34 protein-coding genes are annotated in these 25,218 nt (G+C 51.9%); 19 read left to right on the top strand and 15 right to left on the bottom strand.

What is annotated here, in order from left to right; translation table 11 throughout:
- The first annotated feature begins 305 nt into the window (after positions 1 to 305).
- Together QY332_10870 and QY332_10865 are read left to right on the top strand one after the other, a co-directional pair.
- The gene (locus QY332_10870) at positions 306 to 1,655 is read left to right on the top strand and encodes an RHS repeat-associated core domain-containing protein (GenBank protein WKZ38431.1); all 1,350 of its coding nucleotides are present in this window, start codon (positions 306 to 308) and stop codon (positions 1,653 to 1,655) included.
- 10 nt (positions 1,656 to 1,665) lie between these two features.
- A complete protein-coding gene (locus tag QY332_10865; protein ID WKZ38430.1) occupies positions 1,666 to 2,013 on the top strand; it encodes a hypothetical protein in 348 nt (115 codons plus the stop codon).
- Positions 2,014 to 2,140: 127 nt separating this feature from the next.
- Here QY332_10865 and QY332_10860 read toward each other — a convergent pair whose 3' ends face one another.
- The 6 genes from QY332_10860 to QY332_10835 are packed head-to-tail and all read right to left on the bottom strand — an operon-like array spanning position 2,141 to position 4,057.
- Complete coding sequence (locus QY332_10860; protein WKZ38469.1) at positions 2,141 to 2,317, bottom strand: vitamin K epoxide reductase family protein; 177 nt, start codon at positions 2,315 to 2,317, stop codon at positions 2,141 to 2,143.
- A gap of 50 nt (positions 2,318 to 2,367) precedes the next feature.
- Complete coding sequence (locus QY332_10855; protein ID WKZ38429.1) at positions 2,368 to 2,715, bottom strand: DUF5615 family PIN-like protein; 348 nt, start codon at positions 2,713 to 2,715, stop codon at positions 2,368 to 2,370.
- Positions 2,716 to 3,027, bottom strand: a complete 312-nt coding sequence (locus QY332_10850; GenBank protein WKZ38428.1) for a DUF433 domain-containing protein — start codon at positions 3,025 to 3,027, stop codon at positions 2,716 to 2,718.
- Between the two features lie 23 nt (positions 3,028 to 3,050).
- Positions 3,051 to 3,194, bottom strand: coding sequence for a hypothetical protein (locus QY332_10845; protein ID WKZ38427.1), 144 nt, complete (start codon positions 3,192 to 3,194; stop codon positions 3,051 to 3,053).
- A 12-nt stretch (positions 3,195 to 3,206) separates the two neighbouring features.
- Positions 3,207 to 3,677 (bottom strand): hypothetical protein, encoded by a 471-nt coding sequence (locus tag QY332_10840; GenBank protein ID WKZ38426.1) that lies wholly within the window; start codon positions 3,675 to 3,677, stop codon positions 3,207 to 3,209.
- The gene (locus tag QY332_10835) at positions 3,674 to 4,057 is read right to left on the bottom strand and encodes a nucleotidyltransferase domain-containing protein (protein ID WKZ38425.1); all 384 of its coding nucleotides are present in this window, start codon (positions 4,055 to 4,057) and stop codon (positions 3,674 to 3,676) included. The genes QY332_10840 and QY332_10835 overlap by 4 nt, the downstream gene beginning before the upstream one ends.
- A 266-nt stretch (positions 4,058 to 4,323) precedes the next feature.
- On the opposite strand from QY332_10835, the gene QY332_10830 reads away from it, so the two are divergent.
- The 7 genes from QY332_10830 (at position 4,324) to QY332_10800 (ending at position 14,306) form a co-directional block, all read left to right on the top strand.
- Positions 4,324 to 4,578: a UPF0175 family protein gene (locus QY332_10830; GenBank protein WKZ38424.1), complete on the top strand. Its 255-nt coding sequence runs from the start codon at positions 4,324 to 4,326 to the stop codon at positions 4,576 to 4,578.
- Between the two features lie 2 nt (positions 4,579 to 4,580).
- A complete protein-coding gene (locus tag QY332_10825) occupies positions 4,581 to 5,054 on the top strand; it encodes a DUF3368 domain-containing protein (protein WKZ38423.1) in 474 nt (157 codons plus the stop codon).
- Positions 5,055 to 5,173: 119 nt separating this feature from the next.
- Complete coding sequence (locus tag QY332_10820) at positions 5,174 to 5,464, top strand: type II toxin-antitoxin system RelE/ParE family toxin (GenBank protein ID WKZ38422.1); 291 nt, start codon at positions 5,174 to 5,176, stop codon at positions 5,462 to 5,464.
- 146 nt (positions 5,465 to 5,610) lie between these two features.
- Entirely contained in the window at positions 5,611 to 12,687 is a 7,077-nt protein-coding gene (locus tag QY332_10815; protein WKZ38421.1) for an RHS repeat-associated core domain-containing protein, read from the top strand.
- A gap of 2 nt (positions 12,688 to 12,689) precedes the next feature.
- Positions 12,690 to 13,049: a hypothetical protein gene (locus QY332_10810; GenBank protein ID WKZ38420.1), complete on the top strand. Its 360-nt coding sequence runs from the start codon at positions 12,690 to 12,692 to the stop codon at positions 13,047 to 13,049.
- Positions 13,050 to 13,137: 88 nt separating this feature from the next.
- On the top strand, positions 13,138 to 13,962 hold the full coding sequence (locus tag QY332_10805) for an RHS repeat-associated core domain-containing protein (protein ID WKZ38419.1): 825 nt from the start codon (positions 13,138 to 13,140) through the stop codon (positions 13,960 to 13,962).
- A complete protein-coding gene (locus tag QY332_10800; protein ID WKZ38418.1) occupies positions 13,959 to 14,306 on the top strand; it encodes a hypothetical protein in 348 nt (115 codons plus the stop codon). Before QY332_10805 ends, QY332_10800 begins: the two co-directional genes overlap by 4 nt.
- 236 nt (positions 14,307 to 14,542) lie before the next feature.
- Here the strand turns inward: QY332_10800 and QY332_10795 are convergent, their stop codons facing one another.
- The 7 genes from QY332_10795 to QY332_10765 form a co-directional block, all read right to left on the bottom strand.
- The gene (locus tag QY332_10795) at positions 14,543 to 14,719 is read right to left on the bottom strand and encodes a vitamin K epoxide reductase family protein (protein ID WKZ38468.1); all 177 of its coding nucleotides are present in this window, start codon (positions 14,717 to 14,719) and stop codon (positions 14,543 to 14,545) included.
- Positions 14,720 to 14,769: 50 nt separating this feature from the next.
- A complete protein-coding gene (locus tag QY332_10790) occupies positions 14,770 to 15,117 on the bottom strand; it encodes a DUF5615 family PIN-like protein (GenBank protein ID WKZ38417.1) in 348 nt (115 codons plus the stop codon).
- The gene (locus QY332_10785) at positions 15,118 to 15,429 is read right to left on the bottom strand and encodes a DUF433 domain-containing protein (protein ID WKZ38416.1); all 312 of its coding nucleotides are present in this window, start codon (positions 15,427 to 15,429) and stop codon (positions 15,118 to 15,120) included.
- Positions 15,430 to 15,452: 23 nt separating this feature from the next.
- Entirely contained in the window at positions 15,453 to 15,596 is a 144-nt protein-coding gene (locus QY332_10780) for a hypothetical protein (GenBank protein ID WKZ38415.1), read from the bottom strand.
- Between the two features lie 12 nt (positions 15,597 to 15,608).
- A complete protein-coding gene (locus tag QY332_10775) occupies positions 15,609 to 16,079 on the bottom strand; it encodes a hypothetical protein (GenBank protein WKZ38414.1) in 471 nt (156 codons plus the stop codon).
- Entirely contained in the window at positions 16,076 to 16,459 is a 384-nt protein-coding gene (locus tag QY332_10770; GenBank protein WKZ38413.1) for a nucleotidyltransferase domain-containing protein, read from the bottom strand. The genes QY332_10775 and QY332_10770 overlap by 4 nt, the downstream gene beginning before the upstream one ends.
- 284 nt (positions 16,460 to 16,743) lie before the next feature.
- On the bottom strand, positions 16,744 to 16,923 hold the full coding sequence (locus QY332_10765; protein ID WKZ38412.1) for a hypothetical protein: 180 nt from the start codon (positions 16,921 to 16,923) through the stop codon (positions 16,744 to 16,746).
- 166 nt (positions 16,924 to 17,089) lie between these two features.
- On the opposite strand from QY332_10765, the gene QY332_10760 reads away from it, so the two are divergent.
- The 3 genes from QY332_10760 to QY332_10750 all read left to right on the top strand — a co-directional run bounded on the left by QY332_10760 (position 17,090) and on the right by QY332_10750 (position 18,165).
- On the top strand, positions 17,090 to 17,455 hold the full coding sequence (locus QY332_10760) for a DUF3368 domain-containing protein (protein WKZ38411.1): 366 nt from the start codon (positions 17,090 to 17,092) through the stop codon (positions 17,453 to 17,455).
- A gap of 119 nt (positions 17,456 to 17,574) precedes the next feature.
- The gene (locus tag QY332_10755; protein WKZ38410.1) at positions 17,575 to 17,865 is read left to right on the top strand and encodes a type II toxin-antitoxin system RelE/ParE family toxin; all 291 of its coding nucleotides are present in this window, start codon (positions 17,575 to 17,577) and stop codon (positions 17,863 to 17,865) included.
- Between the two features lie 12 nt (positions 17,866 to 17,877).
- Positions 17,878 to 18,165 (top strand): HigA family addiction module antitoxin, encoded by a 288-nt coding sequence (locus tag QY332_10750; GenBank protein WKZ38409.1) that lies wholly within the window; start codon positions 17,878 to 17,880, stop codon positions 18,163 to 18,165.
- Positions 18,166 to 18,332: 167 nt separating this feature from the next.
- Here QY332_10750 and QY332_10745 read toward each other — a convergent pair whose 3' ends face one another.
- Together QY332_10745 and QY332_10740 are read right to left on the bottom strand one after the other, a co-directional pair.
- Entirely contained in the window at positions 18,333 to 18,680 is a 348-nt protein-coding gene (locus QY332_10745; GenBank protein ID WKZ38408.1) for a hypothetical protein, read from the bottom strand.
- Positions 18,681 to 19,352: 672 nt separating this feature from the next.
- Positions 19,353 to 20,291 carry a tyrosine-type recombinase/integrase gene (locus tag QY332_10740; GenBank protein WKZ38407.1) on the bottom strand — a complete coding sequence of 313 codons (939 nt, stop codon included), beginning with the start codon at positions 20,289 to 20,291 and terminating at the stop codon, positions 19,353 to 19,355.
- Between the two features lie 450 nt (positions 20,292 to 20,741).
- Between QY332_10740 and QY332_10735 the strand changes: the two genes are divergently transcribed.
- From QY332_10735 to QY332_10705, 7 genes are all read left to right on the top strand, one after another.
- On the top strand, positions 20,742 to 20,951 hold the full coding sequence (locus tag QY332_10735; GenBank protein ID WKZ38406.1) for a helix-turn-helix transcriptional regulator: 210 nt from the start codon (positions 20,742 to 20,744) through the stop codon (positions 20,949 to 20,951).
- A 255-nt stretch (positions 20,952 to 21,206) separates the two neighbouring features.
- Positions 21,207 to 21,563, top strand: a complete 357-nt coding sequence (locus QY332_10730) for a hypothetical protein (GenBank protein ID WKZ38405.1) — start codon at positions 21,207 to 21,209, stop codon at positions 21,561 to 21,563.
- 44 nt (positions 21,564 to 21,607) lie between these two features.
- Positions 21,608 to 21,907 (top strand): transposase, encoded by a 300-nt coding sequence (locus QY332_10725; GenBank protein WKZ38404.1) that lies wholly within the window; start codon positions 21,608 to 21,610, stop codon positions 21,905 to 21,907.
- 16 nt (positions 21,908 to 21,923) lie between these two features.
- Complete coding sequence (locus QY332_10720) at positions 21,924 to 22,781, top strand: IS3 family transposase (protein WKZ38403.1); 858 nt, start codon at positions 21,924 to 21,926, stop codon at positions 22,779 to 22,781.
- A 219-nt stretch (positions 22,782 to 23,000) separates the two neighbouring features.
- Positions 23,001 to 23,294, top strand: a complete 294-nt coding sequence (locus tag QY332_10715; protein WKZ38402.1) for a type II toxin-antitoxin system HigB family toxin — start codon at positions 23,001 to 23,003, stop codon at positions 23,292 to 23,294.
- Positions 23,294 to 24,490, top strand: a complete 1,197-nt coding sequence (locus tag QY332_10710) for an ImmA/IrrE family metallo-endopeptidase (protein ID WKZ38401.1) — start codon at positions 23,294 to 23,296, stop codon at positions 24,488 to 24,490. Before QY332_10715 ends, QY332_10710 begins: the two co-directional genes overlap by 1 nt.
- A 359-nt stretch (positions 24,491 to 24,849) precedes the next feature.
- The gene (locus QY332_10705; protein WKZ38400.1) at positions 24,850 to 25,068 is read left to right on the top strand and encodes a hypothetical protein; all 219 of its coding nucleotides are present in this window, start codon (positions 24,850 to 24,852) and stop codon (positions 25,066 to 25,068) included.
- Positions 25,069 to 25,218: the final 150 nt, after the last annotated feature.

The raw sequence follows: 25,218 nt of genomic DNA, 5'->3' as shown, positions 1-25,218 counted from the left end.
GCCGGGTAAGATGACGCAGCGGAGTATCCTACAAAAGGAGCGCGTCATGTAAGTTGTACCCTACCGCGATCTACGAAACGAGCCTTCCGCCCTGCGAAAAAACTGGCGAGCGAGGGAGAGGGGAGCACCCCAACCCCGCTCCCACAGGCTGGCAGGTGCGAAATTATACTTACTCTGCCACAGTGACCCGCCGCACTTCCCTCAACGATCCAAACCCAGGTACGGATACGATTTCACACGCCGTGTCATCAGTGAGCAGTGACCAGTCATCAGTGGGCAGTTATCAGTACGACGCGAACGGCAACATGACCTGCCGCATCGAGGACCCTTCGACAGGCTCAGGGCAAGCGGCGACCTACAAGCAGGTGTACAACGCCGAGAACAGGATCTCTTCCATTCAGAAACTCGCGGAGGGGACGTGTGACGATGCCATCAAGATCGCCATGCAATGGGACTTTGCCTATGACGGCGACGGGGTGCGTGTGACCACGCTGGCCACATCCTATGACGAGGGCGGCTCCCCGCAGACCCCCGAATTGACCTCCTATTTCTTCGGCGGCGCGTATGAGACCCGCTCCAGCGGCGGGACCATAAAATACTATGCCTTCGCGGGGCGGACCGTTGCCATGGATGATGGAACGGGATTACAATACTTCCTGTCCGACCATCTCGGCTCGGTCGTCGCGGTGACTGACAGCACTGGAACCTTAACATCCCAGCAGAGATATTTGCCGTTCGGAGGGGTGCGAAGCGATGTAAATGATATTACGCAAACGGACTACGGCTATACCGGCCAGCGTGCCTTGGATTCCGGCATGGGCGGTTTGATGGATTATCGCGCGCGTTTTTATTCGCCTTATCTTAACCGCTTTATCCAGCCGGATAGCATTATCCCCAGCCCGGCGAACCCGCAGAGCTTGAACCGCTTTTCGTACGTGTACAACAACCCGATCCGATATAATGACCCCAGCGGGCATATGTGTTCGGACCCTGAAAATACCGTTAATGGTTTCTGCGAAGGAAGTGCGCATGTGACAACATTGGTTGGAAATCGGGTTGTTGCAGGAAATGGAAAAAGTGGGGGTGCAAGTTGTGGCGGGTTTGGGCAACCGAAATGCCGCACCAACAAGCAGGCAGACGCGCCTCAGCTTAACCCAAGGAGCACTGCTACACCAACTGTAACGCCTAGCCCAACAAATACACCCTGTCCACAAGCATTTATCTGTGGTCTGCCTACAACAACAGTAACCCCCATTCCTTATAGCGAGCCAATTGCAACACAGCCTGTTAAGCCAGTACCACATTTTCAAATTAGCGGAGGAATTTATGTTGACTGGACGCAAGTAGATGGAATCGATCTCGCAATTGATGTGGCAGGAATTACCGGCGACATAGGCTATTGGACGGGTTATACCCCATACCATGCTATGACCCAAATTGCTGAGGGTGCAGGACTTGTAAAAGGGATTGTTGATTTGTTTTTTGGTGACCCGACTAACATAACTTATGACCAATTGATAACGTCTTTGATACAAAACGCCAAATTATATTGGAGATTAGGAAGTCTTGTACCCGGAATAGGTTTTATTGGAAACCTGGGCAGTATGAATATGAACCTTAAACCTAAATTTGAATTCTCAATAACATATCATTGATGGAGCAAAAATGACACTAACAATCCCGCTCTTAGATATTTTTGTATCTGCATTTCTTGGTTTCCTTTCCATCTTTGCTTTTTGTCAGGGATGGAGTATTAGCTTTGGAAAGAAAGCCACACCTTTATTCCCATATTTTTTTATATCGAAGCTCGCAGATCTAATTGGCAAGGGGGATGTTTATCGTGAGAGGATGTCTTATATGTACACTCTTGCGAACATTAAAAAGCAGGGGATATATGGTTTGATTGGCGGCGCTTTGGGATTTTGTGGTAGCGTATTGTTTTTTATCGATGCGGTATCACGTATCGAGTTTTATAGTGCCGCTTCAATAAACTTAGTATTCGTCTTGACTTAACCGCTTCCGCGGCATCGAACCCGCAGGGTAAGCACCCTTTCTGGGTGTTCCGTCGCGCATAGACCGCAGGCCTCAGCTAAGAGACTCCCAATTCAGGAGTCTCTTGGCTTTTCATCGAATGAAGGGATTATATCCAGCGCAGGGATTCCATTGCCACCTTCGCCGGGCGGATGGATAACAGCATGACGATGGTGATCATTATTGCCGAGGTGATGCGCCACGCGCAGGTGGCGCCGATGACGAAGGGTTCGAGGAAGGTCAGGTAGACCGAGAAGAGCGTGCCGCCGCCGCTCATCGCAAGCAGGGAGACGGCATGGAGGTCAGCCGAAGCGATCTATTGGGCCGGGCAGGTGTTTACAGGGGAAGAAAGATCACGTGATTCTCAACATCCTCTTTATCCCCGTTTTTAGCGATGATCTCGAGGTCCTGAATGCAAACCCCGATGGTCACACGCAATGCATGCCCGTAGATAACCCCCATAAAGGGAATTCCTCCACGCTGGCATTTTGCCGCCTCCTCCAGCAGGTCGTCGTCCTGCGTGAATAACACCCGTCCCAATTCGTGCGCGCGCCGCAATAATTGATCGTCTGCCAGTTGATCCGCCCCGTCTTCATGCGCGGTCAGCGCGTCAATGCCCCGCAGGCGCAGCCCGACGGTGATCGCTTTAGGGACATGATGGTCCATGTAGAGCGCAAGCGGCATTTAGAGGAGCCCCTTGTCCCTCAAGCGTTTGACCAGCGGCGGAACGGGCGCGGATTTACGCATCCGCTCGGTTTTCTGAATGCGGGATTCCATGTCGCTTTCCAGCTCCTCGCGGTGGTCCCAGTAATACGCCAGCGCCGAATGGATCTGCCCGAGCGAAAGATGCGGGAACTGAATATGAAGCTCCTCCGCGCTCCAGCCGTAGGCGGTCTGGGCGAGGACCAGTTCGATGACCTTCATGGTCGTTCCCGAAATAAAAGGGACGCGCGCTTCATTCAGGACGATGTGTTCGTATCGGGTTTCAGCAAGCATGGTCAGCCTCTTTGGCTTCGATTCTACCACCAGTCGGGAACCCGAATCCGCGCCTGCCCTTTGTTCTTCGCCGGACAGACGATTGCCGCGTGTGCCATTATGCCCAGCATGGGTACGAAGTGGTATTCGGTGGAGTGCGAAGCGATGTAAATGACATCACCCGCCATTCGATATATATTCTACTGCTCTAAAAATGCAGCAAACGCGGAGATTTCTGCGTGGAGTTGCGGGAACCCTTGCGAGGTTTCTTTGACCAGTTTTTCCAGCCGTTCGGGGTCGAGGTGATGGGTGTAGACGTTGCGGACGACATGACGAAACCTGCGAAGTTCATCGAGAAGTTCGCCTGTTTGGGTGGAGATAACGGCGGGGCGGATGCTGGCGAGCTCGTTTTTCATGCGCTCCAGCAGGAGTCTGTGCCAATCTTCGCCGCGCGGCAGGTCGCCATCTACGACCTCGGCGATCTGGGTGAAGATGCGCTCACAGCCTGAATAAAAGCCGTGCAGATTGAGGGCGATGCCGTCCAGATAGTAATCATCGTTCGAACGGCGGGAGCGGTCCCATCCTTCTTCAGCGCGTCCAAACACCCGTTGAAGTTCATCCAATTCCTGATGGATGCGGCGGACAAGCGTTGTGATTTCCGCGTCCTTCATAGCGCTCTGCCTTCTTCTTCTATACCTCTGCGCATCGCGGGCGGACACGTTTCCAACTCTACAAGGTCGATCTTGAATTCAGGCACGAGGTATAGGACGGTGTCCATTGCTTTGAGATAATCTGCCGCGCCGCGCACGGCAAGATCGATATCGGACCAGCGGTGGAAGCCCACCCGCCGCGCCAGGGACCCGAAGAGGATGACTTCGCTTGCGCCGAATTCGGTTTTGAGCAGTTTGGCGGCTTTACGGGCAGCAGACATGGCGCGTTTGCGGCGGGCGGAGATTTCCGCGCTGAATTTTGCCCTGCGTTTTTTGATGGCTTCGAGGGGACGATATTTCTTGAGCGCCTCAGGCGGGAGGTCGAGCGCAGTCATGGACATGGGTAAATTATACAACACCAGGCAGTTGAGATTTGATGTTTGCGCTATATGAATGTTGCCAAGACCAGCATGCCACAGTGACTGGAATGAATGGCTTCGCTCCGAAACCTTGGAAGCGTACATCCTAAGGAAGACATGAAGATACGAAAAATCTCTCAATGGTTTGGCCTGTTGCTTTTCATGCCAACCATTGGTGGAGACCCGCCTAACTTGATGCAATATGCCGGGCGTGATACACTACCGGAACCAAGAAAAGCGAGCGCCCCATGCAGATCTCATTTTCCCTACCCGAGAGTCAATTCATCGCCGACACCCCCGAAAAAGCGGTCAAAAAGATTCGCCTGTATGCCGCCCTCGGGCTTTATCAGGCGGGCGAGTTGTCCATCGGCGCGGCAAGCGAACTGGCCGGGTTGGATCGGTATGCCTTCCTTGAATTCTGCAAGCGGGAAGGCGTTCTTTTGCATACCCAGTCTCCTGAAGAACTGGAAAACGACCTTCGGAAGTACGGTAGCCAAAAATAAACATGCTCGTTGTCGCCGACAGTTCCGCCCTGATTGCCCTCGCAACCTGCGACGCCCTCCACCTCCTGCTTGAAGTGTACGATGACGTAAAAGTGCCCGAAGCGGTTTACATGGAAACCGTCTCCCCGGAAAAGCCCCAATCGGATATCCTCGCCTCCTTCCTGACCGGACGGGTGGTTCAGGTGGATACAAGCCGTTCGGTACTCGCTGCCGGCGGGCTCGGACGCGGCGAGATCGAAGCCATGACGCTGTACAAGCAGCTCTCCGCCGACCTCCTCCTCATCGACGACCAGCGCGCAAGGCTGATCGCAGAGCACAACCAAATCCAATGCATTGGCGCATTGGGCTTTCTGCTCATTGCGAAACAAAAGGGGAAATTGAATAAAGTCGCCCCCTATGTTCAAAAGCTTCGCAATTCCTCCCTGTATTATGGGGACACATTGTTGGACAAAGTTCTGGAACTTGCCGGGGAGTAATTCTTTCGATTTCAAAATATTATCGCACCTTAACAACTACTTTTGAAACGCGGGTTCGCCTTATCTTCTATCCTCGCTTAACACTTGCATGGATACCGTGCAAGTGTTATAATTCTATTATGGCAATTCACTCCTTTCGGGATGCAGCGACAGAAGATTTGTTTCATGGACGGATGACCTCACGTGTGCGCCGCTTTCCTCCTGATCTTATGAGAATTGCCTTGCGGAAATTGGATGTCTTGAATGGCGCCCATCGCTTGAATGATTTGAAGTCCCCGCCTGCCAATCGGCTCGAAGCGCTGAAAGGTGATTTAGCTGGCTTCCATAGTATCCGAGTCAATGATCAATGGCGCTTGGTATTTCGTTGGGATGAAGGTGTTCACGACGTTTCCCTGACGGATTATCACTAGAAGGAGAAAGATATGCTTCCCGAAAATCGTATTCCCACCCACCCCGGCGAGATACTGCTGGAGGAATTCCTGGTTCCCATGAATGTTTCACAGGTTGCCTTAGCGGCGCATCCCAACTAATCCGTGTGATATACGACAGCGAGTTAATGACCCATCCCGTAAAAACCATAGATGCGTTGAATCAAGAAACCTCGGTTGAGTATTTGTTCGGTTTGGGGGTGCCATATCAGACCACGGATCCAAACGGCTGGCTGACCACCACCACGTACGACGGCTTGGGGAGGACTCTGTCTGTTACGGCAGCCGGGCTGGGCCAGCCCGGTGTATATTACAACTATCCGCAGGTGGATGGGAACGGGAGAATTGCCGTCCCGTACCACGTCGAAATGCAGATCCTGGATACCATCGCAAACCAGTACCGCTCTGTGTGGGGATTCTATGACGGCGTTGGGCGGCTGATCCAGACGCAGGTGTATGACCAGGATAAGGGGCAGACGCTGGCCGCAGACACTTATTTCAATTCCCAGGGGCTGGCCTGGAAACAAAGCCTGCCGTATTACCGGAATTCTCCCGGCGGCTATTACCTTTCCCCGGCCGGTTCACAATTCAACGAAACCGCCTTTGACTTTTTGGGGCGTGCAACCAGTGTGACCCAACCGGGCGGAATCACCACGACGACATCGTATGATGGATTGACAGTCACTATCATTGACCCGGATGGCCGCAAGGTTTCCCGCACCACCGATGGACTCGGCAGGCTGGTGACCGTGGGGGAATACTCCGACAGCGAAACCGTATATGCGACGACAGCCTACACCTATGACGTTGGCGACCGCCTGATCCGCGTACTGGACGCAAATGGGAATGAAAGCACTATTCAATATGACTGGTTGGGCAGGAAAACCGGCATGCAGGACCCTGATATGGGTGTGTGGACCTATGCTTATAACCCTCAGGGCGGTTTAATACATCAGACGGATGCGCGTAACGAAACCTTGAATTTCACCTATGATCCCTTGGGACGCCTGCTCACGAAAACCGGCAATTCCGTCAATACCACGTTCACGTATGGCAATGAAGCCGGCAATATTGGCATGCGGACCGGCATGACGGATGCGAGCGGCGTCACGACCTGGTCCTATGGCAACTATGGACGTACTGTCACCGAAAACCGCCAGATCGGCGGCGTGACCGAGAGCATGACCACGGCAACCGACTGGCTCGGCAGGCCCATCTCCGTGACCTACCCGGACCAGGAGGTCCTCACCTATCATTATGATGCGCTTGGCCGGCCGCGCCAGCTGGACAGGGGCCAGGATTCCCTGGTCGACCTTGCCTATACTACCCTGGGGCAGATCGAACTGCAAACGCTTGGCAACGGCGTTGTGATCAGCAATCAGTACAATAACGCGAATCGTTTGGAGGCGCGCGCGGCACTCAAGGCGGGTATCGAACTGCTGGATTATGCGTACACCTATGATAACGCAGGGAACATCCGCCAGATCACGGACGGGATCCTGGGCGAAACGCACGTATATGAATACGATTTCCTCAGCCGACTGACCACCGCCGAGGCGTATACGAGCGCCAGCCCGACCGATTATAAATACCGCCAGCACTTCCTGTATGACCGGACAGGGAACATCCAGCAAATGAACGATTGGGTGATCCCCACCCCGCAGGCGTACCTCGAGCCCCAGCCTTTTGTTGACGAATTTATGTCCCTCGGCAGCGTCGAAGGAGGTATAGGCGCACCCAAACTGGCGGCGCTCGCTCAACAGGAGGCATTTACCGATACCCCCTCGCCCACCCCTTCTCCGACCGAAACCGCCACCCCTGCTTACACCGCAACTCCAACCTTTATTCCGACGAATACCAGCGGACCCTCGCCCACACCGACGGTAACCCCATGGTCCGGTGCGGATGCCTACACCTCGGCCATGCTACACATGAACGGAGCGCTCGGCTCGAAAACCTTCATCGATGAGACCGGCAAGATTTGGACCGCGGCCGGTGACGCGAAAATCGATACCGCGCAATCGAAATTCAGCGGAGCGTCTGGTCTATTTGATGGAACAGGGGACTACATACACACACCAGACAGTGACGACTGGAATTTTGGCCCAGGCGACTTTACCATTGATTTTTGGGTGCGCTTTAATGCTCTCCCGTCACCTGGCGGTTACATGATGTTATTCCAGCAGGTAGATAATACCTCAAACTATCATTATATCTATGTGAACAACAGCGGAGGGAATCTGACTTGGAAGGTGGATTTTAGAGATGGCGGAACTTCGCACATTTCCATTTCCGCGGCCACCACTCTTTCAACTAATACGTGGTATCACATCGCCGTTGTTAGAAATGGCGGGCGGATTGATATATACCAAGCTGGAACTGCTATCGGGAACGACACATCAATTTCAACAGTTGGAAATTTAGCAAGCACACTCCGGATTGGGTACGATGCATTCAACTCAACAGCGGGAGTAAATGGGTGGATTGACGAGTATCGTATTAGCAAAGGTATCGCGCGCTGGACCTCGAATTTCACCCCTCCCGAATTGCCCTATGGCGAGGATGGACCGGAGCCAACCCCAACCGTTACCTATACACCATCGAACACCCCAACCTCTACGATCACACCTACGCCTTCCATGACGCCCACGTCATCGAACACACCCACCTTAACAATGACACCGACACCCTATACCGTCACACCAACTCCGTCCAGAACGCCCACCTCATCCAATACGCCGACACCGACGCCTCACCTGGGTAATCTTCTCGCGTATTGGAACTTCGAAACCCTGAACGGCACAAAGGTCCCGGACGAGGCGCAGGGCGACGGAACGGATAATTTCGCGAACCTTTACAACGGCGTGGTCATCGAGACGACCGGCGTGGATGGAAAATCCGCCTTCTTCGACGGCGTGAACGATTATGCATCTGTTGCGCACCAGGCTGAAATTTCCACGACCGGCAGTTTCACCGTGTCTGCCTGGGTAAACCCCGCCTCCACCGTGACGAACCGCACGCAATACATCGTCAAGAAGGGCGGCTTGAGCCAGGACTACGGGTTGATCACCCTTTCCACACAGGGAACGCCCACCCCCGCGGGACCGGCAGCGGTGAATGCAAACGGAAGCATTGTCTTCCAGGCCGGGGGATTGACCCCCAGTCTGCTTGCGGGACCCATCCTGCCCGTCAACACATGGACACTGGTGGCCGGCGTGTATGATGCCGCTGCGAAGGAGATGCGCCTCTACCTTAACGGAGAATTGGTCGCCGCTCAAAGTGTGACAGGTACCTTAACTGCGGGCGCCAGTGTGCTGACCTTCAGTTCCAGCGCCGCCGCCAATGTGTATCACGGCCGGCTGGATGAGGTGCGCTTCTACAACCGCGCGCTGACATCGGCTGAAGTGCAAATTGTGCATGGGTTGTTTGTGCCGCCCGCGCCGTCCGCGACGGCAACCGTCACCCTCACGCCGACAGTGGGAGCAACCGCCACGCCCCTGCCGATGATCCAACAGCAATGGGGCACAGGGGCGGATGGCGATCTTGTGGTCAATGCGGGCAATTCATTTAACATCAATACCCAGGGGAGCAACGGCCGTACCTGTGCCGATGCCGTGACATACAATGTCACCCTGCTTGGTGATACTTCTGCCGTGTTGAGCGCATCGCCTGATGTGGGTTGTTTGAATCCCGGCGATGAGCTCATGTTAATCCAAATGACCGATACGGGAGCCGCCGGCTTTAACTCCGGCAGTTACGAGTTCCTGCGCCTGGCTTCGGCGTCCGGCAATACAGTCATTTTCACAGCTTCGAAAAAATACTGGTATGGCAACGGCTGGCGCAGCGATGCAAACATTGGTACGGGATCCGGTCAATTGCGCGTCATGCTGATACGCGTGCCGAATTATGAGGATGTGACGATCAACGGCACATTGACAGCATCCGCCTTCGATGGGAACAAAAACGGTCTGGTCGTCTTGCGGGTTGCCGGAAGTTTGAGCGGGACGGGGACGATCACGGTCAGCGGACTTGGTTTTTCCTCGGACAGTGGACCAGGCACGGGCATATGGACGGATGGGCAATGGGCGACCGGCGGCGGGGCCGGGTATGGGACCGCCGGCGTGGGGAGCCTGGGCGGGAGCATATACGGCAACCCGCAGTTGAACAAACTCTTCAATGGGTCGGGTGGCGGAACGGGCGGCACATATCCGGAGACCGGCTATTGGTGCGGGCCTGGCGGTACACAGCTGTGTACACAATTGTTTCCATCTGGTGCAAGCGGCGGGAGAGGCGGCGGGATGATCTTGATTGCAGGGGAGCAGATCGATTTTCAGGGGACCTTGACCGCCAACGGGTTGAATGGCAATTGGGCGAACCACATTTACGGCGGCGGTGGATCGGGCGGCAGCATCCGCATCGAAGGCGGTACGGTAGCCCTCAACACGGTCAATGCAGCCGGGGGGACCGCCAATGGATCCCCCTCTGCAGGTCAGGGCCGCATCGCCGTGTATTATTTCGATAACCTTTCATCTGTTGGCGGGTTTGTGCCCCAGCCCTACACGGCTTTGCTTGGTCAGCCTCCGACGCCCGTCCCTACCGCCACGTCTATCATCTTCGCCAATCCGCTTCCCTGGGGAACCGGACAGGATGGGGACCTTGATATTCCTTCCGGGACTACTTTCAATATCAATACAAGCACAAGCAGTAACCGAGCCTGTGCCGATGGAGTGGTATATAGTGTGGTTCAACTCGAAGATGCCTCGATAAAACTTTCGAGTGCGCCTTCATCGAATTGTCTACTTGCCGGGGACGAGATCCTCTTGATCCATATATCTGGATCAGGGGCAAATACCGGCAATTATGAGTATTTGAAGGTTGGAGGGATTATTGGAGATACTTTATATCCCACAACGCAGAAGAAGGAATGGTATGGAGCGAATGCGGGGGACGATACAAATGTAGGTACTGCTGCAGGACAGCAAAAGGTGATTATCCAACGCGTGCCGAATTATGAGGATGTGACGATCAACGGCACATTGACGGCATCCGCCTTCGATGGGAACAAAAACGGTCTGGTCGTCTTGCGGGTTGCCGGAAGTTTGAGCGGGACGGGGACGATCACGGTCAGCGGACTTGGTTTTGGCGCTGCCAGTGGGTACGGTGCCGGTCTGTCAACATCTGGGCAATGGGCGACCGGCGGTGGGGCTGGGTATGGGACCGCCGGCGTGGGGAGCTTGGGCGGGAGCGTATACGGCAACCCGCAGTTGAACAAATTCTTCAATGGGTCGGGTGGCGGAACGGGCGGCACATATCCGGATACCGGCTATTACTGCGGCCCTGGCGGTAAAAAGAAGTGTACCCTTTGGTATCCATCCGGTGCAAGCGGCGGGAGAGGCGGCGGGATGATCTTTATTGCGGGGGAGCAGATCGATTTTCAGGGGACCTTGACCGCCAACGGGTTGAATGGCAATTGGGCGAACCACATTTACGGCGGCGGTGGATCGGGCGGCAGCATCCGCATCGAAGGCGGTACGGTAGCCCTCAACACGGTCAATGCAGCCGGGGGGACCGCCAATGGATCCCCCTCTGCAGGTCAGGGCCGCATTGCCGTCTATTATTACAACTCCTTCACGGGCAACTTTACACCGGGTTACCTTGAACACGTAAACCCGAACGCCACGCCCTCGCCGACGCCGACAGGTTCGACAGCAACCCCCACCAGCACAGTGGAGGTGACTCCGCCTCCTGCCGGCTGGCAGGGGCGCGAATATAGCTATGATGCAGACCACCCGCATGCGGTCTCGTCGTTGACGCAGGACTCTGCAACGGTTGCCAGTTATCAGTACGACGCGAACGGCAATATGACCTGCCGCATCGAGGATGGCGCGACCTACAAGCAGGTGTACAACGCCGAGAATCGGATCTCTTCCATTCAGAAACTCGCGGAGGGGACGTGTGACGATGTCATCAAGATCGCCATGCAATGGGACTTTGCCTACGACGGCGACGGGGTGCGTGTGACCACGCTGGCCACATCCTATGACGAGGGCGGCTCCCCGCAGACCCCCGAATTGACCTCCTATTTCTTCGGTGGCGCGTATGAGACCCGCTCCAGCGGCGGAACCATAAAATACTATGCCTTCGCCGGGCAGACGATTGCCATGGACGACGGCACGGGATTACAATACTTCCTGTCCGACCATCTTGGCTCGGTCGTCGCGGTGACTGACAGCAGCGGAACTTTAACAAGCCAGCAGAGATATTTGCCGTTCGGAGGGGTGCGAAGCGATGTAAATGATATTACGCAAACGGACTACGGCTATACAGGCCAGCGTGCCTTGGATTCCGGCATTGGGTTAATGGATTATAAGGCGCGTTTTTATTCGCCTTATCTTAACCGCTTTATCCAGCCGGATACAATTGTTCCTGACCCGTCCAACCCGCAGGCATTCAACCGCTACAGTTACGTGTACGGGAATCCGTTGAGGTATATTGATCCGACCGGGCATGGCACAGAATGTGGCTTTGGTGAATCCTGTGTGGTCGACCCATATACAAACCCGATCCTTCCAATAAAAACGGTGAACAACACTGGCAACGGCAGTTCCAGCTCTTCAGGTGGTGGGCAGGCATGTTCCGGACAAAATCAAAGTATCATGTGCCCTTCTGTAGAAGACACACCATTTACACTTCCTAATAATCCCATGATACCGTTCCAAGATCTTTCCAATATGCCTATAACTCAACCAGATGCTCAAAATCCAGTTCCAAACGCAAATGAACTACTGCTGTATTGGGATTACATTTTGTCTCCATTGGAAGATGGGCTGGATATGCATGAAGCTTATGTACTTGCAAGTTCAAAATGGTACAAAACCGCTGTGTGGACTTTGCCAACCGGGCCAATTGAGGCCGGCATTGCAGGATATCGTCAGTATTACAAAGATTCTTGGTTCCCAAAAACATACACACCAGCTCAGCGTAGCGCAAGAGTCCTTGTAGTTTCAATGGAAGCTCTGGCAATCGATGGAATATCAAATGCACTTGGTACAATTGCAGCAGGAGGAGGAGGAAGCGCATTAGGACCAATAGGCGCGGCGGGCGGATATGGGGTGACTGCTTATGCAGCAAGCAAAGCAGGGCATAATCTTGCCGATAAGTTTAATACTTGGATATTCCCGATTGTTGGGTTAGGAGATTTTTAGAAATGAATAACAAAATCAAGTTATCTGTAAAAAACTTTTTCGAAAAAACTGAAATTGGAAAATTAACCTTGATAATCAGCGCAACGCCAATTTTAATTTTAATAGTGTGGGGAATCATCAGCGAACAGTTTCTGGACGGGGAAGCCCCACAATTGTTGAATATGATCATATTTGCAGCGTGCGGACTACTGATTGGATCTGCTGGGTTAATCCAAATAAGAAGACAGGAAGCGCCATGGCTTATGGGTAAGAAGATAAGCGGAGTAAAAGCTATTATATCCGGCGCATTATTACTCGGTATTTTTTGGGGATTAAGCGTCTTGATATTAATTTTCTATTTCTTAGAGACAATTGCCTTCTAAAGGACTATCAGAGGGGATATTTCCATAACCGACCCTCTACATTCTTCGTCAAATTCAAGGCATCGGTTTCACAGGTCAATACTCCTATATGGACGACACCACCACACAGAACGTCACCGAGGGCTTTGGGCTGATGTACTATAATGCCCGCATGTACGACCCTGCGTTAGGCAGATTCACTTCCGCGGATACGATCATCCCGCCCACGCAGGGAGTGCAGGCCTGGGATCGGTACGCTTATGTCAACAACTCGCCTGTGATGTACAGCGACCCAAGCGGGCATTGCATTGACGACGATCCCGCCAATTGTTGGGGCGGAGGTGGTGGCGCGGGCGGCGGAGGCAATAGCAATTCTGGCTCATCGGGCGGTGAAATTGTGTCATTGTTGCCAGAGGGCCCTGCCTGCACTGTTAATTACTGTGGCCAACCAAACAATCTGCCAGTGATCACTGTTCCCTCGTATGCTGGTTATTCTAATCCTGATCTTGATGCGATTTATTTCTTTTGGGAAGAATTTACAACCCCTATACATGGTCTGGTAAAAATGGATGACATTTACAGGATGTCCAGCAGAGGCGGTTGGAAAGCTGTACGATATTCACTGAATCTCGGGCTTTTTGAAGCCATTGTTCAGGGTAGCAGACAAGCCTATCGTGACAGTTGGTATCAGAATCTTACGCCTACACAGAGACTAGGGCGACCTTTGCTTGTTGGGGCAGAGGCTTTGGTAACAGATTTGATTGCAGAACGAGTTGGTAAGGGATTTAGAAATGCTGGCTTTGTAGTTGGCGGACCGTTAGGCGCTGCGGCTGGGCATATAGCGGGTCAAACTTATGCAACTAAAATAATGGATCGGATTTGGATGGAAAAAATAAATCCGATGATATCTCCCTGGTTAGGGGTATGGCCATGAAAAACAAAAATAAAATGCTCTTAAATATACTTAATTGGATTAGAAAAATTGATATATATTGGTTGGTGCTTAGCCCTAGTGTGCTAGCCATAATACTATTGATAGGATTGTTATACCTTGGCGATGAATTATATCGCGGAGAAATCCCAGAACCTTATTTTAGTCTTAGTTGGGTGGTTTTCCTATTGGTTGCAAGTCTCAGTGGATTCGCCCAGGTTATTCGACGTGAAGGGCCAGGTCCTTTTGGAGGCACGAGTTATGGTATGTGGCCAGTTATATCCGGGTATCTAATAATAATTATTACTTGGGCAGCAGCAATTGCTTTTCTGATTATGTCGATATGATTTTTCTTAACTTTAGCTTAAACAGTTAATTTCTCTTTCTTACCGAAACACGGCTTTGCTGTATCTTAACTTCCTTCGCGCCAGCACTATGAGCTACAAACAGCAAATACGGTGAGTGGCCACGCAGTCTTGAGAATCTTCTTCCTCTGCGTGAGACCCCGTCGCGCATGGACCGCAGGCCTCAGCCAAGAGACTCCCAATTCAGGAGTCTCTTGGCTTTTCATCGAATGAAGGGATTATATCCAGCGCAGGGATTCCATTGCCACCTTCGCCGGGCGGATGGATAACAGCATGACGATGGTGATCAATATTGCCGAGGTGATGCGCCACGCGCAGGTGGCGCCGATGACGAAGGGTTCGAGGAAGGTCAGGTAGACCGAGAAGAGCGTGCCGCCGCCGCTCATCGCAAGCAGGGAGACGGCATGGAGGTCAGCCGAAGCGATCTATTGGGCCGGGCAGGTGTTTACAGGGGAAGAAAGATCACGTGATTCTCAACATCCTCTTTATCCCCGTTTTTAGCGATGATCTCGAGGTCCTGAATGCAAACCCCGATGGTCACACGCAATGCATGCCCGTAGATAACCCCCATAAAGGGAATTCCTCCACGCTGGCATTTTGCCGCCTCCTCCAGCAGGTCGTCGTCCTGCGTGAATAACACCCGTCCCAATTCGTGCGCGCGCCGCAATAATTGATCGTCTGCCAGTTGATCCGCCCCGTCTTCATGCGCGGTCAGCGCGTCAATGCCCCGCAGGCGCAGTCCGACAGTGACTGCTTTTGGGACATGATGGTCCATGTAAAGCGCAAGCGGCATTTAGAGGAGCCCCTTGTCCCTCAAGCGTTTGACCAGTGGCGGAACGGGCGCGGATTTACGCATCCGCTCGGTTTTCTGAATGCGGGATTCCATGTCGCTTTCCAGCTCCTCGCGGTGGTCCCAGTAATACGCCAGCGCCGAATGGATCTGCCCGAGCGAAAGATGCGGGAACTGAATATGAAGCTCCTCCGCGCTCCAGCCGTAGGCGGTCTGGGCGAGGACTAGTTCGATGACCTTCATGGTCGTTCCCGAAATAAAAGGGACGCGCGCTTCATTCAGGACGATGTGTTCGTATCGGGTTTCAGCAAGCATGGTCAGCCTCTTTGGCTTCGATTCTACCACCAGTCGGGAACCCGAATCCGCGCCTGCCCTTTGTTCTTCGCCGGACAGACGATTGCCGCGTGTGCCATTATGCCCAGCATGGGTACGAAGTGGTATTCGGTGGAGTGCGAAGCGATGTAAATGACATCACCCGCCATTCGATATATATACTACTGCTCTAAAAATGCAGCAAACGCGGAGATTTCTGCGTGGAGTTGCGGGAACCCTTGCGAGGTTTCTTTGACCAGTTTTTCCAGCCGTTCGGGGTCGAGGTGATGGGTGTAGACGTTGCGGACGACATGACGAAACCTGCGAAGTTCATCGAGAAGTTCGCCTGTTTGGGTGGAGATAACGGCGGGGCGGATGCTGGCGAGCTCGTTTTTCATGCGCTCCAGCAGGAGTCTGTGCCAATCTTCGCCGCGCGGCAGGTCGCCATCTACGACCTCGGCGATCTGGGTGAAGATGCGCTCACAGCCTGAATAAAAGCCGTGCAGATTGAGGGCGATGCCGTCCAGATAGTAATCATCGTTCGAACGGCGGGAGCGGTCCCATCCTTCTTCAGCGCGTCCAAACACCCGTTGAAGTTCATCCAATTCCTGATGGATGCGGCGGACAAGCGTTGTGATTTCCGCGTCCTTCATAGCGCTTTGCCTTCTTCTTCTATACCTCTGCGCATCGCGGGCGGACACGTTTCCAACTCTACAAGGTCGATCTTGAATTCAGGCACGAGGTATAGGACGGTGTCCATTGCTTTGAGATAATCTGCCGCGCCGCGCACGGCAAGATCGATATCGGACCAGCGGTGGAAACCCACCCGCCGCGCCAGGGACCCGAAGAGGATGACTTCGCTTGCGCCGAATTCGGTTTTGAGCAGTTTGGCGGCTTTACGGGCAGCGGACATGGCGCGTTTGCGGCGGGCGGAGATTTCCGCGCTGAATTTTGCCCTGCGTTTTTTGATGGCTTCGAGGGGACGATATTTCTTGAGCGCCTCAGGCGGGAGGTCGAGCGCAGTCATGGACATGGGTAAATTATACAACACCAGGCAGTTGAGATTTGATGTTTGCGCTATATGAATGTTGCCAAGACCAGCATGCCACAGTGACTGGAATGAATGGCTTCGCTCCGAAACCTTGGAAGCGTACATCCTAAGGAAGACATGAAGATACGAAAAATCTCTCAATGGTTTGGCCTGTTGCTTTTCATGCCAACCATTGGTGGAGACCCGCCTAACTTGATGCAATATGCCGGGCGTGATACACTACCGGAACCAAGAAAAGCGAGCGCCCCATGCAGATCTCATTTTCCCTACCAGAGAGTCAATTCATCGCCGACACCCCCGAAAAAGCGGTCAAAAAAATACGCCTGTACGCCGCCCTCGGGCTTTATCAGGCGGGTGAGTTGTCCATCGGCGCGGCAAGCGAACTGGCTGGGCTGGATCGGTACGCCTTCCTGGAATTCTGCAAGCGTGAAGGCGTTCTTTTGCATACCCAGTCTCCTGAAGAGTTGGAGAACGACCTTCGGAAGCCAGACAATCAATAACAACTATGCTCATCGTCGCCGACAGCTCCGCCCTGATTGCCCTCGCAACCTGCGACGCCGCCCCCTGTTGCTTGAAGTGTACGATGACGTAATAGTTCCCGAAGCGGTTTACATGGAAACCGTCTCCCCGGAAAAGCCCCAATCGGATATCCTCGCCTCCTTCCTGACGGGGCGCGTGGTTCAAGTGGACACAAGCCGCTCGGTACTGGCTGCCGGCGGGCTCGGACGCGGCGAGATCGAAGCCATGACGCTGTACAAGCAACTCTCCGCCGACCTCCTCCTCATCGACGACCAGCGCGCAAGGCTGATCGCAGAGCACAACCAAATCCAATGCATTGGCGCATTGGGCTTTCTGCTCATTGCGAAACAAAAGGGGAAATTGAATAAAGTCGCCCCCTATGTTCAAAAGCTTCGCAATTCCTCCCTGTATTATGGGGACACATTGTTGGACAAAGTTCTGGAACTTGCCGGGGAGTAATTCTTTCGATTTCAAAATATTATCGCACCTTAACAACTACTTTTGAAACGCGGGTTCGCCTTATCTTCTATCCTCGCTTAACACTTGCATGGATACCGTGCAAGTGTTATAATTCTATTATGGCAATTCACTCCTTTCGGGATGCAGCGACAGAAGATTTGTTTCATGGACGGATGACCTCACGTGTGCGCCGCTTTCCTCCTGATCTTATGAGAATTGCCTTGCGGAAATTGGATGTCTTGAATGGCGCCCATCGCTTGAATGATTTGAAGTCCCCGCCTGCCAATCGGCTCGAAGCGCTGAAAGGTGATTTAGCTGGCTTCCATAGTATCCGAGTCAATGATCAATGGCGCTTGGTATTTCGTTGGGATGAAGGTGTTCACGACGTTTCCCTGACGGATTATCACTAGAAGGAGAAAGATATGCTTCCCGAAAATCGTATTCCCACCCACCCCGGCGAGATACTGCTGGAGGAATTCCTGGTTCCCATGAATGTTTCACAGGTTGCCTTAGCGGCACACATTGGGGTGCCGACCCAACGCGTCAATGAGATCGTGCGCGGCAAGCGCGGAGTCACGCCTGAAACCGCCTGGTTGTTTGCAGAAGCGCTTGGGACCTCGCCCGAATTCTGGCTGAATCTGCAATCGAACTATGACCTTGTCCGTTTCCGCCCCAAGCGTCAGGTTCAAAGAATATCAATGGCTGTTTAACACAAGACATCCGGGTTCTCGCTGAGCCCGGATGTCTTGTGTCGTAGTACTTCAGAACTTACCAATTTCCTTTTGTGTTTCTTGACAAACGCCGATTTCGCCTTATATATGGGGTCGAGGACTTGGAAACCAATTCCAGATCCTCGATCTTTTTTCATTTTCCATCTTCAATGATCTCCATCGCTTCCAGGTAATCCCTCATCACAGTGCGTTCCAGCGCCCGGGCATAGATCATGGTCGTGTTCAGACTCTTGTGTCCCAACAACTTCTGGATCGATGTTTCCCTGCAGCCAACGTTCAACAATTGAGTCGCAAAAGTGTGCCGCAAGCGGTGTGGCGATACATGCACATCTACCAGCCTGCCGATTATCCGCAGCCGCCGCCTGATATACTGCCTCCCGTCGGCCGGCAACTTCCAGGAACAGGTTCATGTCGCATTGGTAATCGCGCCAGGTCTTTGCCTGCGGATTTCGCATTCGAACCCACTGGATAAAGCGCTCCACTTCCTTTTTCATGATGCCGCCTCCTTCCGATGAATAAAACGGCATTATGCAGGGTAGGGCACGATAGAAGGTGTTCCAGCAATGTTCCAGTCAGGCTCCAAAAAAGCGGAACACGATGAACATCGTTCTCTGGAATTGGAGCAGCGGGCGAGATCAAAGCAAAACCCAGTTTGGCACGCTGTGGATGGCATTTGCGATTTGGGCGCCTACCCGTTTTGCATATTTGAATAATCTGCACGCTGGGCACCGATCTGGAGCGCTCAATACCGTCATGGCTTAAAACCATGTGCTGCTAAAATGGACGATGATTTTCCCCTCAAGTGGAAGATGCGAGCTCCGAAGATAGGGATGATCATCGGACGGAAATTGTGTTCTGAGCGCAGAAAGAGCCGCGTTCCCGAGGAATTCAAGCCGTACCATTATGTATTTTGGAGATGGCAGAAGTGGATATAATAAGACATCCCCGCATTAACGGGGATGTCTTGTGCGCTGGAGAGGACTTGAACCTCCACGCCTTGCGGCACATGGCCCTCAACCATGCCTGTCTGCGAGAAGAGAAAAATGAAGCGCCGGATGCCAAAACCGGCATCCGGTGCTTGTCGAAATTGTCCTGCCGCGAGTCGCTCGCTGCAGGACAAGGGTTTGAAATCCTATAAGTTATCCAATCCTGCGCAGCGTACCTGTTCACAAATCCCAATTCTCAACAGGGGATGCGCGATGATGCGCCCGATCTATATCGGTTTGAACGATATGAAGATAGCGTTTGACCATCTCCATCGTGGTGTGACCCAGCAATTTTTGAAGCGTGAATACGTCTCCCCCGTTACGCATATAGTTTATAGCAAAGGTATGGCGAAAACGATGAGGGTGAACATTCCGCACACCAGAGCGCAGCCCCAATCTAAAAACCACATCGGTCAGCGACCTCCGTTTGATGTTGAACGGTTTGCGGTCCGTACAATTATTCAAGTACTGAGCCAACACAGATGCAGTCTTGTTGCAAAATGGGAGTTTGCGATCCTTGTTCCCCTTTCCTTTCTTGACAATGATGCGATGATTTTCCATGTCGATCTCTCCCCGATCCAGAGATACAAGCTCGCTCGCCCGCAAACCAGTGTCCAGCAACAGGTAAATAATCGCGCGGTCGCGGTCAGGATTTCTCCTGACCTCATTGAGCAACACCCGAACTTCGCTCTCCGTTAAAGGTTCAATGATGATCTCAGGCGGCTTTGGTTTTTCCACCTGTCTGACGATATGATGACCAACAATATCGTTCTTCAACGCCCAAGTCCAAAAAGCGGCAAGTCCTATATGTCGATTGAGAACAGTTTTTTCTCCAACTCCTCGTCGTCTCACGCTTGCCAAAAATCCTGTAATCAGGTCGACTGTAATGTCTTGCATTGGTATGTCGCCGACGTAGGCGATAAACATGCGAATCGTTCTTGAGTAATCTTCAATGGTGTGCGCCGAAAGGGCGCGCGCTTCACACGCAACCAAAAAACCGGCGAAGGCTGTTTCGAGGAAAATAATCTTTTGAATCTTCTTTATATGATCGTGGCTGGATTGTAACTTTAGCGAGAAGTCCAGTAAACTGTTTCGACTGACGGTTGGATAGTATTTCATTTTTTTATCTCCTGATGTCATTTTTTCGGAGATAGTTCATCTCCTTTACCAAAATTATTCCATAATACTATACGCGCACTAGCCTTCCGCCTTCATCCTCTCCGGTTTTTCCAGATCACTCTCATCCGGATGTTTGTCTGCCCCAAACGCCAATCCAGCTTCCGTTTCAAAATCTTCTCCTAAAATTAAAAAACAAAACCTCGCACGGAGAAAACCCGGCGAGGTCTCATTATTCTTCAACCGACTGTTTATACTGGAATAACTACACTATAATAGGGGTCAGGCATCGCTGGCCAAAAACAACAATGCCTGACCGGTAGGTTGGACGCCGCTTGGACAACGGCGGTCATGCGTGCGTTATGCAGCAGACTGTATACATTGTATTAGATTTTCCTTCTTTGTCAAGTTGCGGACAAGCATCACCGGTCATCTCGACATGGAGCGTGACGTGTGATCAAGATAAAAGTGCCTGAATTGCTGAAGAAAAAAGGTCTGAATGCGACTGACCTCATGCGGAAGGGAAACATAGCCTACGGAACGGCTCACAGGCTGTCCAAAGGCGAGGGCGACGGGATCACATTTGAAGTATTGAGCTCCCTTTGCAAGTTGTTCAACGTTCAGGTCAAGGATATTTTAGATTACGTCCCAGATGATGAGTAGCGCAATTGGCGCTCGGATGACAGCGTGCGTATCAGAACTCATCCCATAAGAAGAGTGACTATGCCAAAACACCGCATTTTCACAACAAAATTTTCAGCGATCGTATCCTTGAAATAGTTCCCTGGGAGAATGGACCACATGGAATAAAGAGACAAACAGAAAGACAAAAATGATTTTCTAAAAGAAGTTTATCGCCTCCGCATCCATCTCTATGGCGAATTCTCAGGCAGAATGTGGTCTCGATTCAATTTCTTATTGACAGCAGAGATTGGCGTAGCAGGTTTCTTCTTTGCAAATTCGACCAACTCAGAATGGAATAATGCGTTATGGTTGTTTCCAGTAGTCGGGGGTTTAATATCGCTAATTTGGTATATTCTCGGCGCTCATGATCGTTATTATTTTGAAGGCTTTAGAATGCAAGTTCAGCACCTGGAAAACAAGATCACCAAGGAACTTGGGATTGAAGATGTGGGGATGTTCGCGTTTGGCAATCCAACCAATGTGAAGAAAGATCTCTTCACCTGGCGCTGGAGGTTCATCAGCCTGAGTCGTTTGGTGGCGGCGCTTCCATTCTTTGGTTTATGTAAAACTATAGTGGATAAGGAAATTTAGACACAAAAACGGGCATAATTAAGGTGCAGTTTCTGGAGAAAACCATGCCCAAAAGAAAACGCCTATCAGCTCTTCAAAAGGCACAAATCGTCTTGGAAGTCATCCGAGAAGACAAAAGTGTGGCACAGATCGCGACCGAAAACAGCGTTCATCCGAACCAAATCCACAAATGGAAAAGACAAGCGCTGGAAGACTTTGCCCAACTCTTTGAGGATGATCGCAAAGGCGAACGCGCTCGTGAAGCCGAACATGAAAAACAGATCAACGAACTGTATGCCGAGATTGGGCGATTGAGCGCTCAATTATCATGGCTGAAAAAAAAATCTGGCTTCAAATTTGAGTAGAGCAGAGCGACTGGAAATGTTGGAAAAAGACAACCCAGAAATGCCGCTGAAAACACAGGCAGATCTACTTGGGATCAGTTACTCAAGTCTGTTCTATGAGCCTGTGCCGCCTTCCGCGCGAGAGTTGGCAATCAAACGGCGCATCGATGAAATCTACACAGCTTGTCCATTCTACGGCTCACGCAAAATCGCCGTTCAGTTGCATCCTGAGTTTGGTGTTTCGCGCCCAACGGTGCAAGCCTATATGCGCGAAATGGGCATTTTTGCCCTGGTTCCAGGTCCGCACACAAGTACACCTGCCCCACAGCACCAGATTTATCCATACCTGCTGCGAAACGTGACCGCCGCGCGTCCCAATCACATCTGGGGCATCGACATTACCTACATCCGACTTCAGCATGGCTGGCTGTACCTCACGGCAGTGCTGGACTGGTATTCTCGCTATGTTCTGAGTTGGGCGCTCAGTCAGACCCTGGAGATGGAGTTCGTGCTAACCGCCGTGGACAATGCTTTATTCCAAGCCAAGCCTGAAATCTGGAATAGCGATCAAGGTAGCCACTTCACCAGCCCGAAATATTTGGAGCGCCTACAGCGTGAAGAAATCAAGATCAGCATGGATGGACGCGGACGCGCCGTGGATAACATTTTCACTGAAAGATTGTGGCGCACCATCAAGTACGAAGAAGTTTATCTGCATGAATACGCCAGCCCAAAGGAGGCTCATCGACAGCTCGCCAATTACATCCGTTTCTACAATTTTCAACGTCCCCACCAGGCGCTGGATTACCTGACGCCCGCGCAAGTGCATGGGGCTTGCAAGCCCCATGCACTTGCAGTAGACTCAACCTTAACAAATCACTCCACCTTAAACTAACCCTTTTTCAACTCTAAAGAGTCTTATCCACCTCAAACGCCGGGTGAAAATAGCGTCAACTATTTTGATGGCGACGGATCAAGGCGGTACGATGTCCGTGTTGTTGGGGCAAGCAGAGCAGGTGAGCGTCACCTGGGAAATTCATGGTTGGGAACAAGGAAATTCCCAAAAAAGGAAGGAAAATCCTTGCGTATTTCCCAAAATGGGATAAAATAAGAAATGCGCCTGATTTCAAGAACAAAACTGGTCGAATTCTGGACGAGGTACACAGACAGCAAAGAGCAACTCCAGGCATGGGCGACGGAAGTCAAACACGCCGAATGGAGAACGCCAAGTGACGTCAAAGCCCGTTACAGCACCGCCGATATTCTTCCGGGAGATCGGGTCGTGTTCAACATCAAAGGCAAAAAATACCGATTGATCGTGAAGATCCAATACAACATTCAGATCGTGTTCATACGTTTTATCGGCACCCATAAAGAATATGACCGGATAGACGCGGAGAAAATCTGATGAAACCGAAAGTGATCAAGACCGAAGCCGAATATGAAATGGCTCTGGCTCATCTCGAAACCCTCATGGAAGCCGAGCCGAACACCGCGCTCGAAGAGGAAATGGAACTGTTCGCCGTTCTCATCGAGGACTACGAGCGCGAGTATTTCCCCATCGAATTGCCCGATCCCATTGAGGCGATCCAGTTCCGCATGGAACAGCAGGGGCTTAAGCGCAAAGACTTGGAACAGTACATTGGCAGCCAGAGCAAAGTTTCTGAAGTGCTGAATCGCAAACGCCCGCTCAGCATAGCCATGATCCGCGCCTTGCATCAGGGCTTGGGCATCCCCGCCGAGGTCTTGTTGCAGGAGGAGGGGAAGGAGCTATCCGCACCAAAATACGATCTGAAGAAATATCCATTCAACGAAATGTTCAAAGAAGGCTATTTCAATTTCTTCAACGGTACGTTGCAGGAAGCAAAAGAGATGAAAGAGGAAATACTGGACCGCTTCTTCTCGGTGTTTCAAGGAATGACCTTTGAAAGAGCCATGCCGCGATCTTCCGATGCAGGCAAAATGGACGAATTTGCCCTCGAAGCCTGGCAGGCGCGTGCGCTGTCCCTAGCCGAAGAGCAGGAACTTCCGCCTTATACTCCCAACTCGCTGGATGACGAAGATCTGAAGCACCTTGTCAAACTCAGCGCTTTTGATGTGGGTCCAATTCTGGCGCGTGATTATCTCCAAAAGCGCGGTATCGCGTTTGTGATCCTTGAAAAATTACCGCAGACATATCTGGATGGCGCTTGTTTTAAATCACCGTCAGAACGCCCTGTAATTGGTCTTACCTTACGCCATGACCGTCTGGATAATTTTTGGTTTACCCTATTCCACGAATTGGGACATCTTAATCTGCATCTGAACCAGAATAACTTTGCCTTTTTTGATGATACGGAAACGCAGGATCAATCACACGACAAGCGCGAAAAGGAAGCCAACGATTTCGCATCAAAACACTTGGTCCCCGATGATAAATGGAGGCAATGGAGAAGGACGCAAAGCGACATTGTTCCAAAGGATGAGATTCACCTATTTGCAGATCGCTTGGGAATTTCTCCCGCAATCGTTGCCGGGCGGCTGCGCTGGGAGACAGGTGATTATGGCAAATACTCGACCATGCTTGGCAATAAGACAGTGAAAAGTATTTTTCAGCAAAGTTAGTAATACTTAGTAATACTACGAGACTTTGCGTTTACGGCATTCACGGATTCAAATCTCTCATCTATACTTAAGCAAGAAGCCCCACAGGACTGGCATCCTATGAGGCGAATGGACTACGCGATTCCGGCGCGTAACGGATAGGGTGATAATAGCGCAATCCCGACGCCTGCACGATTTACACAGACGTCATGTTCCGTTGACTCGTGAAATTGAAACGCAAGGGATGAATAAGGATAAGGAAAGAACAAAGGAAACGTTCCATTTCAAAAAATTCTCCTGAAAATCTGTAGCCAGAGTGTTGCAATACTTGCAACATGCCTCTCGTAAAGTGGACACATATCCACAATACGGAGGCAGAAATGGCGCGAAAAACCGATGAAAAGAGGCTGAAGGAAATTTACGAGAAGGTGGAAGAAAATCCAGGCAAGAAGGCGGGATTCATTGCGAGGTTGTTGGGCTTGAACCGTTCCGAGGTGACTCGTACCCTTCCCGCGTTGGACGACAAGGGATGGCTGATTTACGAGGACGAGCAAGGGGGGCTGTACCCCCTCAGGAAAAAGAAATCGCAAAATTCATGACAAAATGTTGCAGAATTCGGCAGGATGGCGTGCTACGCTGTTGCATATTTATTGCTTCAGTGATAATCGCGCGCCGTCCCGCAGGTAACTGCGGCAGGTTCCAGTTAGGGGAGCCTGCGGGACATTTTCATTAAGTTTGACGAGAACGTT

It is taken from the genome of Anaerolineales bacterium (assembly GCA_030583885.1).
Lineage (GTDB): Bacteria > Chloroflexota > Anaerolineae > Anaerolineales > Villigracilaceae > Villigracilis.
This window is presented reverse-complemented; position numbering and strand designations above follow the sequence as displayed.

Bases quoted from the DNA above. Each gene is read 5' to 3' on its own strand.
- QY332_10870 (WKZ38431.1), top strand. From the start codon at position 306: ATGACCTGCCGCATCGAGGACCCTTCGACAGGCTCAGGGCAAGCGGCG.
- QY332_10830 (WKZ38424.1), top strand. From the start codon at position 4,324: ATGCAGATCTCATTTTCCCTACCCGAGAGTCAATTCATCGCCGACACC.
- QY332_10725 (WKZ38404.1), top strand. From the start codon at position 21,608: ATGCCCAAAAGAAAACGCCTATCAGCTCTTCAAAAGGCACAAATCGTC.
- QY332_10715 (WKZ38402.1), top strand. From the start codon at position 23,001: ATGCGCCTGATTTCAAGAACAAAACTGGTCGAATTCTGGACGAGGTAC.
- QY332_10740 (WKZ38407.1), bottom strand. From the start codon at position 20,291: ATGAAATACTATCCAACCGTCAGTCGAAACAGTTTACTGGACTTCTCG.
- QY332_10840 (WKZ38426.1), bottom strand. From the start codon at position 3,677: ATGAAGGACGCGGAAATCACAACGCTTGTCCGCCGCATCCATCAGGAA.
- QY332_10800 (WKZ38418.1), top strand. From the start codon at position 13,959: ATGAAAAACAAAAATAAAATGCTCTTAAATATACTTAATTGGATTAGA.
- QY332_10720 (WKZ38403.1), top strand. From the start codon at position 21,924: ATGTTGGAAAAAGACAACCCAGAAATGCCGCTGAAAACACAGGCAGAT.
- QY332_10780 (WKZ38415.1), bottom strand. From the start codon at position 15,596: ATGGCGGGTGATGTCATTTACATCGCTTCGCACTCCACCGAATACCAC.
- QY332_10765 (WKZ38412.1), bottom strand. From the start codon at position 16,923: ATGCAAAAGAACGCCTTCACGCTTGCAGAATTCCAGGAAGGCGTACCG.
- QY332_10705 (WKZ38400.1), top strand. From the start codon at position 24,850: ATGGCGCGAAAAACCGATGAAAAGAGGCTGAAGGAAATTTACGAGAAG.
- QY332_10790 (WKZ38417.1), bottom strand. From the start codon at position 15,117: ATGCCGCTTGCGCTTTACATGGACCATCATGTCCCAAAAGCAGTCACT.
- QY332_10750 (WKZ38409.1), top strand. From the start codon at position 17,878: ATGCTTCCCGAAAATCGTATTCCCACCCACCCCGGCGAGATACTGCTG.
- QY332_10805 (WKZ38419.1), top strand. From the start codon at position 13,138: ATGGACGACACCACCACACAGAACGTCACCGAGGGCTTTGGGCTGATG.
- QY332_10865 (WKZ38430.1), top strand. From the start codon at position 1,666: ATGACACTAACAATCCCGCTCTTAGATATTTTTGTATCTGCATTTCTT.
- QY332_10810 (WKZ38420.1), top strand. From the start codon at position 12,690: ATGAATAACAAAATCAAGTTATCTGTAAAAAACTTTTTCGAAAAAACT.
- QY332_10855 (WKZ38429.1), bottom strand. From the start codon at position 2,715: ATGCCGCTTGCGCTCTACATGGACCATCATGTCCCTAAAGCGATCACC.
- QY332_10710 (WKZ38401.1), top strand. From the start codon at position 23,294: ATGAAACCGAAAGTGATCAAGACCGAAGCCGAATATGAAATGGCTCTG.
- QY332_10825 (WKZ38423.1), top strand. From the start codon at position 4,581: ATGCTCGTTGTCGCCGACAGTTCCGCCCTGATTGCCCTCGCAACCTGC.
- QY332_10815 (WKZ38421.1), top strand. From the start codon at position 5,611: ATGACCCATCCCGTAAAAACCATAGATGCGTTGAATCAAGAAACCTCG.
- QY332_10760 (WKZ38411.1), top strand. From the start codon at position 17,090: ATGGAAACCGTCTCCCCGGAAAAGCCCCAATCGGATATCCTCGCCTCC.
- QY332_10755 (WKZ38410.1), top strand. From the start codon at position 17,575: ATGGCAATTCACTCCTTTCGGGATGCAGCGACAGAAGATTTGTTTCAT.
- QY332_10770 (WKZ38413.1), bottom strand. From the start codon at position 16,459: ATGTCCATGACTGCGCTCGACCTCCCGCCTGAGGCGCTCAAGAAATAT.
- QY332_10820 (WKZ38422.1), top strand. From the start codon at position 5,174: ATGGCAATTCACTCCTTTCGGGATGCAGCGACAGAAGATTTGTTTCAT.
- QY332_10785 (WKZ38416.1), bottom strand. From the start codon at position 15,429: ATGCTTGCTGAAACCCGATACGAACACATCGTCCTGAATGAAGCGCGC.
- QY332_10775 (WKZ38414.1), bottom strand. From the start codon at position 16,079: ATGAAGGACGCGGAAATCACAACGCTTGTCCGCCGCATCCATCAGGAA.
- QY332_10835 (WKZ38425.1), bottom strand. From the start codon at position 4,057: ATGTCCATGACTGCGCTCGACCTCCCGCCTGAGGCGCTCAAGAAATAT.
- QY332_10845 (WKZ38427.1), bottom strand. From the start codon at position 3,194: ATGGCGGGTGATGTCATTTACATCGCTTCGCACTCCACCGAATACCAC.
- QY332_10850 (WKZ38428.1), bottom strand. From the start codon at position 3,027: ATGCTTGCTGAAACCCGATACGAACACATCGTCCTGAATGAAGCGCGC.
- QY332_10745 (WKZ38408.1), bottom strand. From the start codon at position 18,680: ATGAAAAAGGAAGTGGAGCGCTTTATCCAGTGGGTTCGAATGCGAAAT.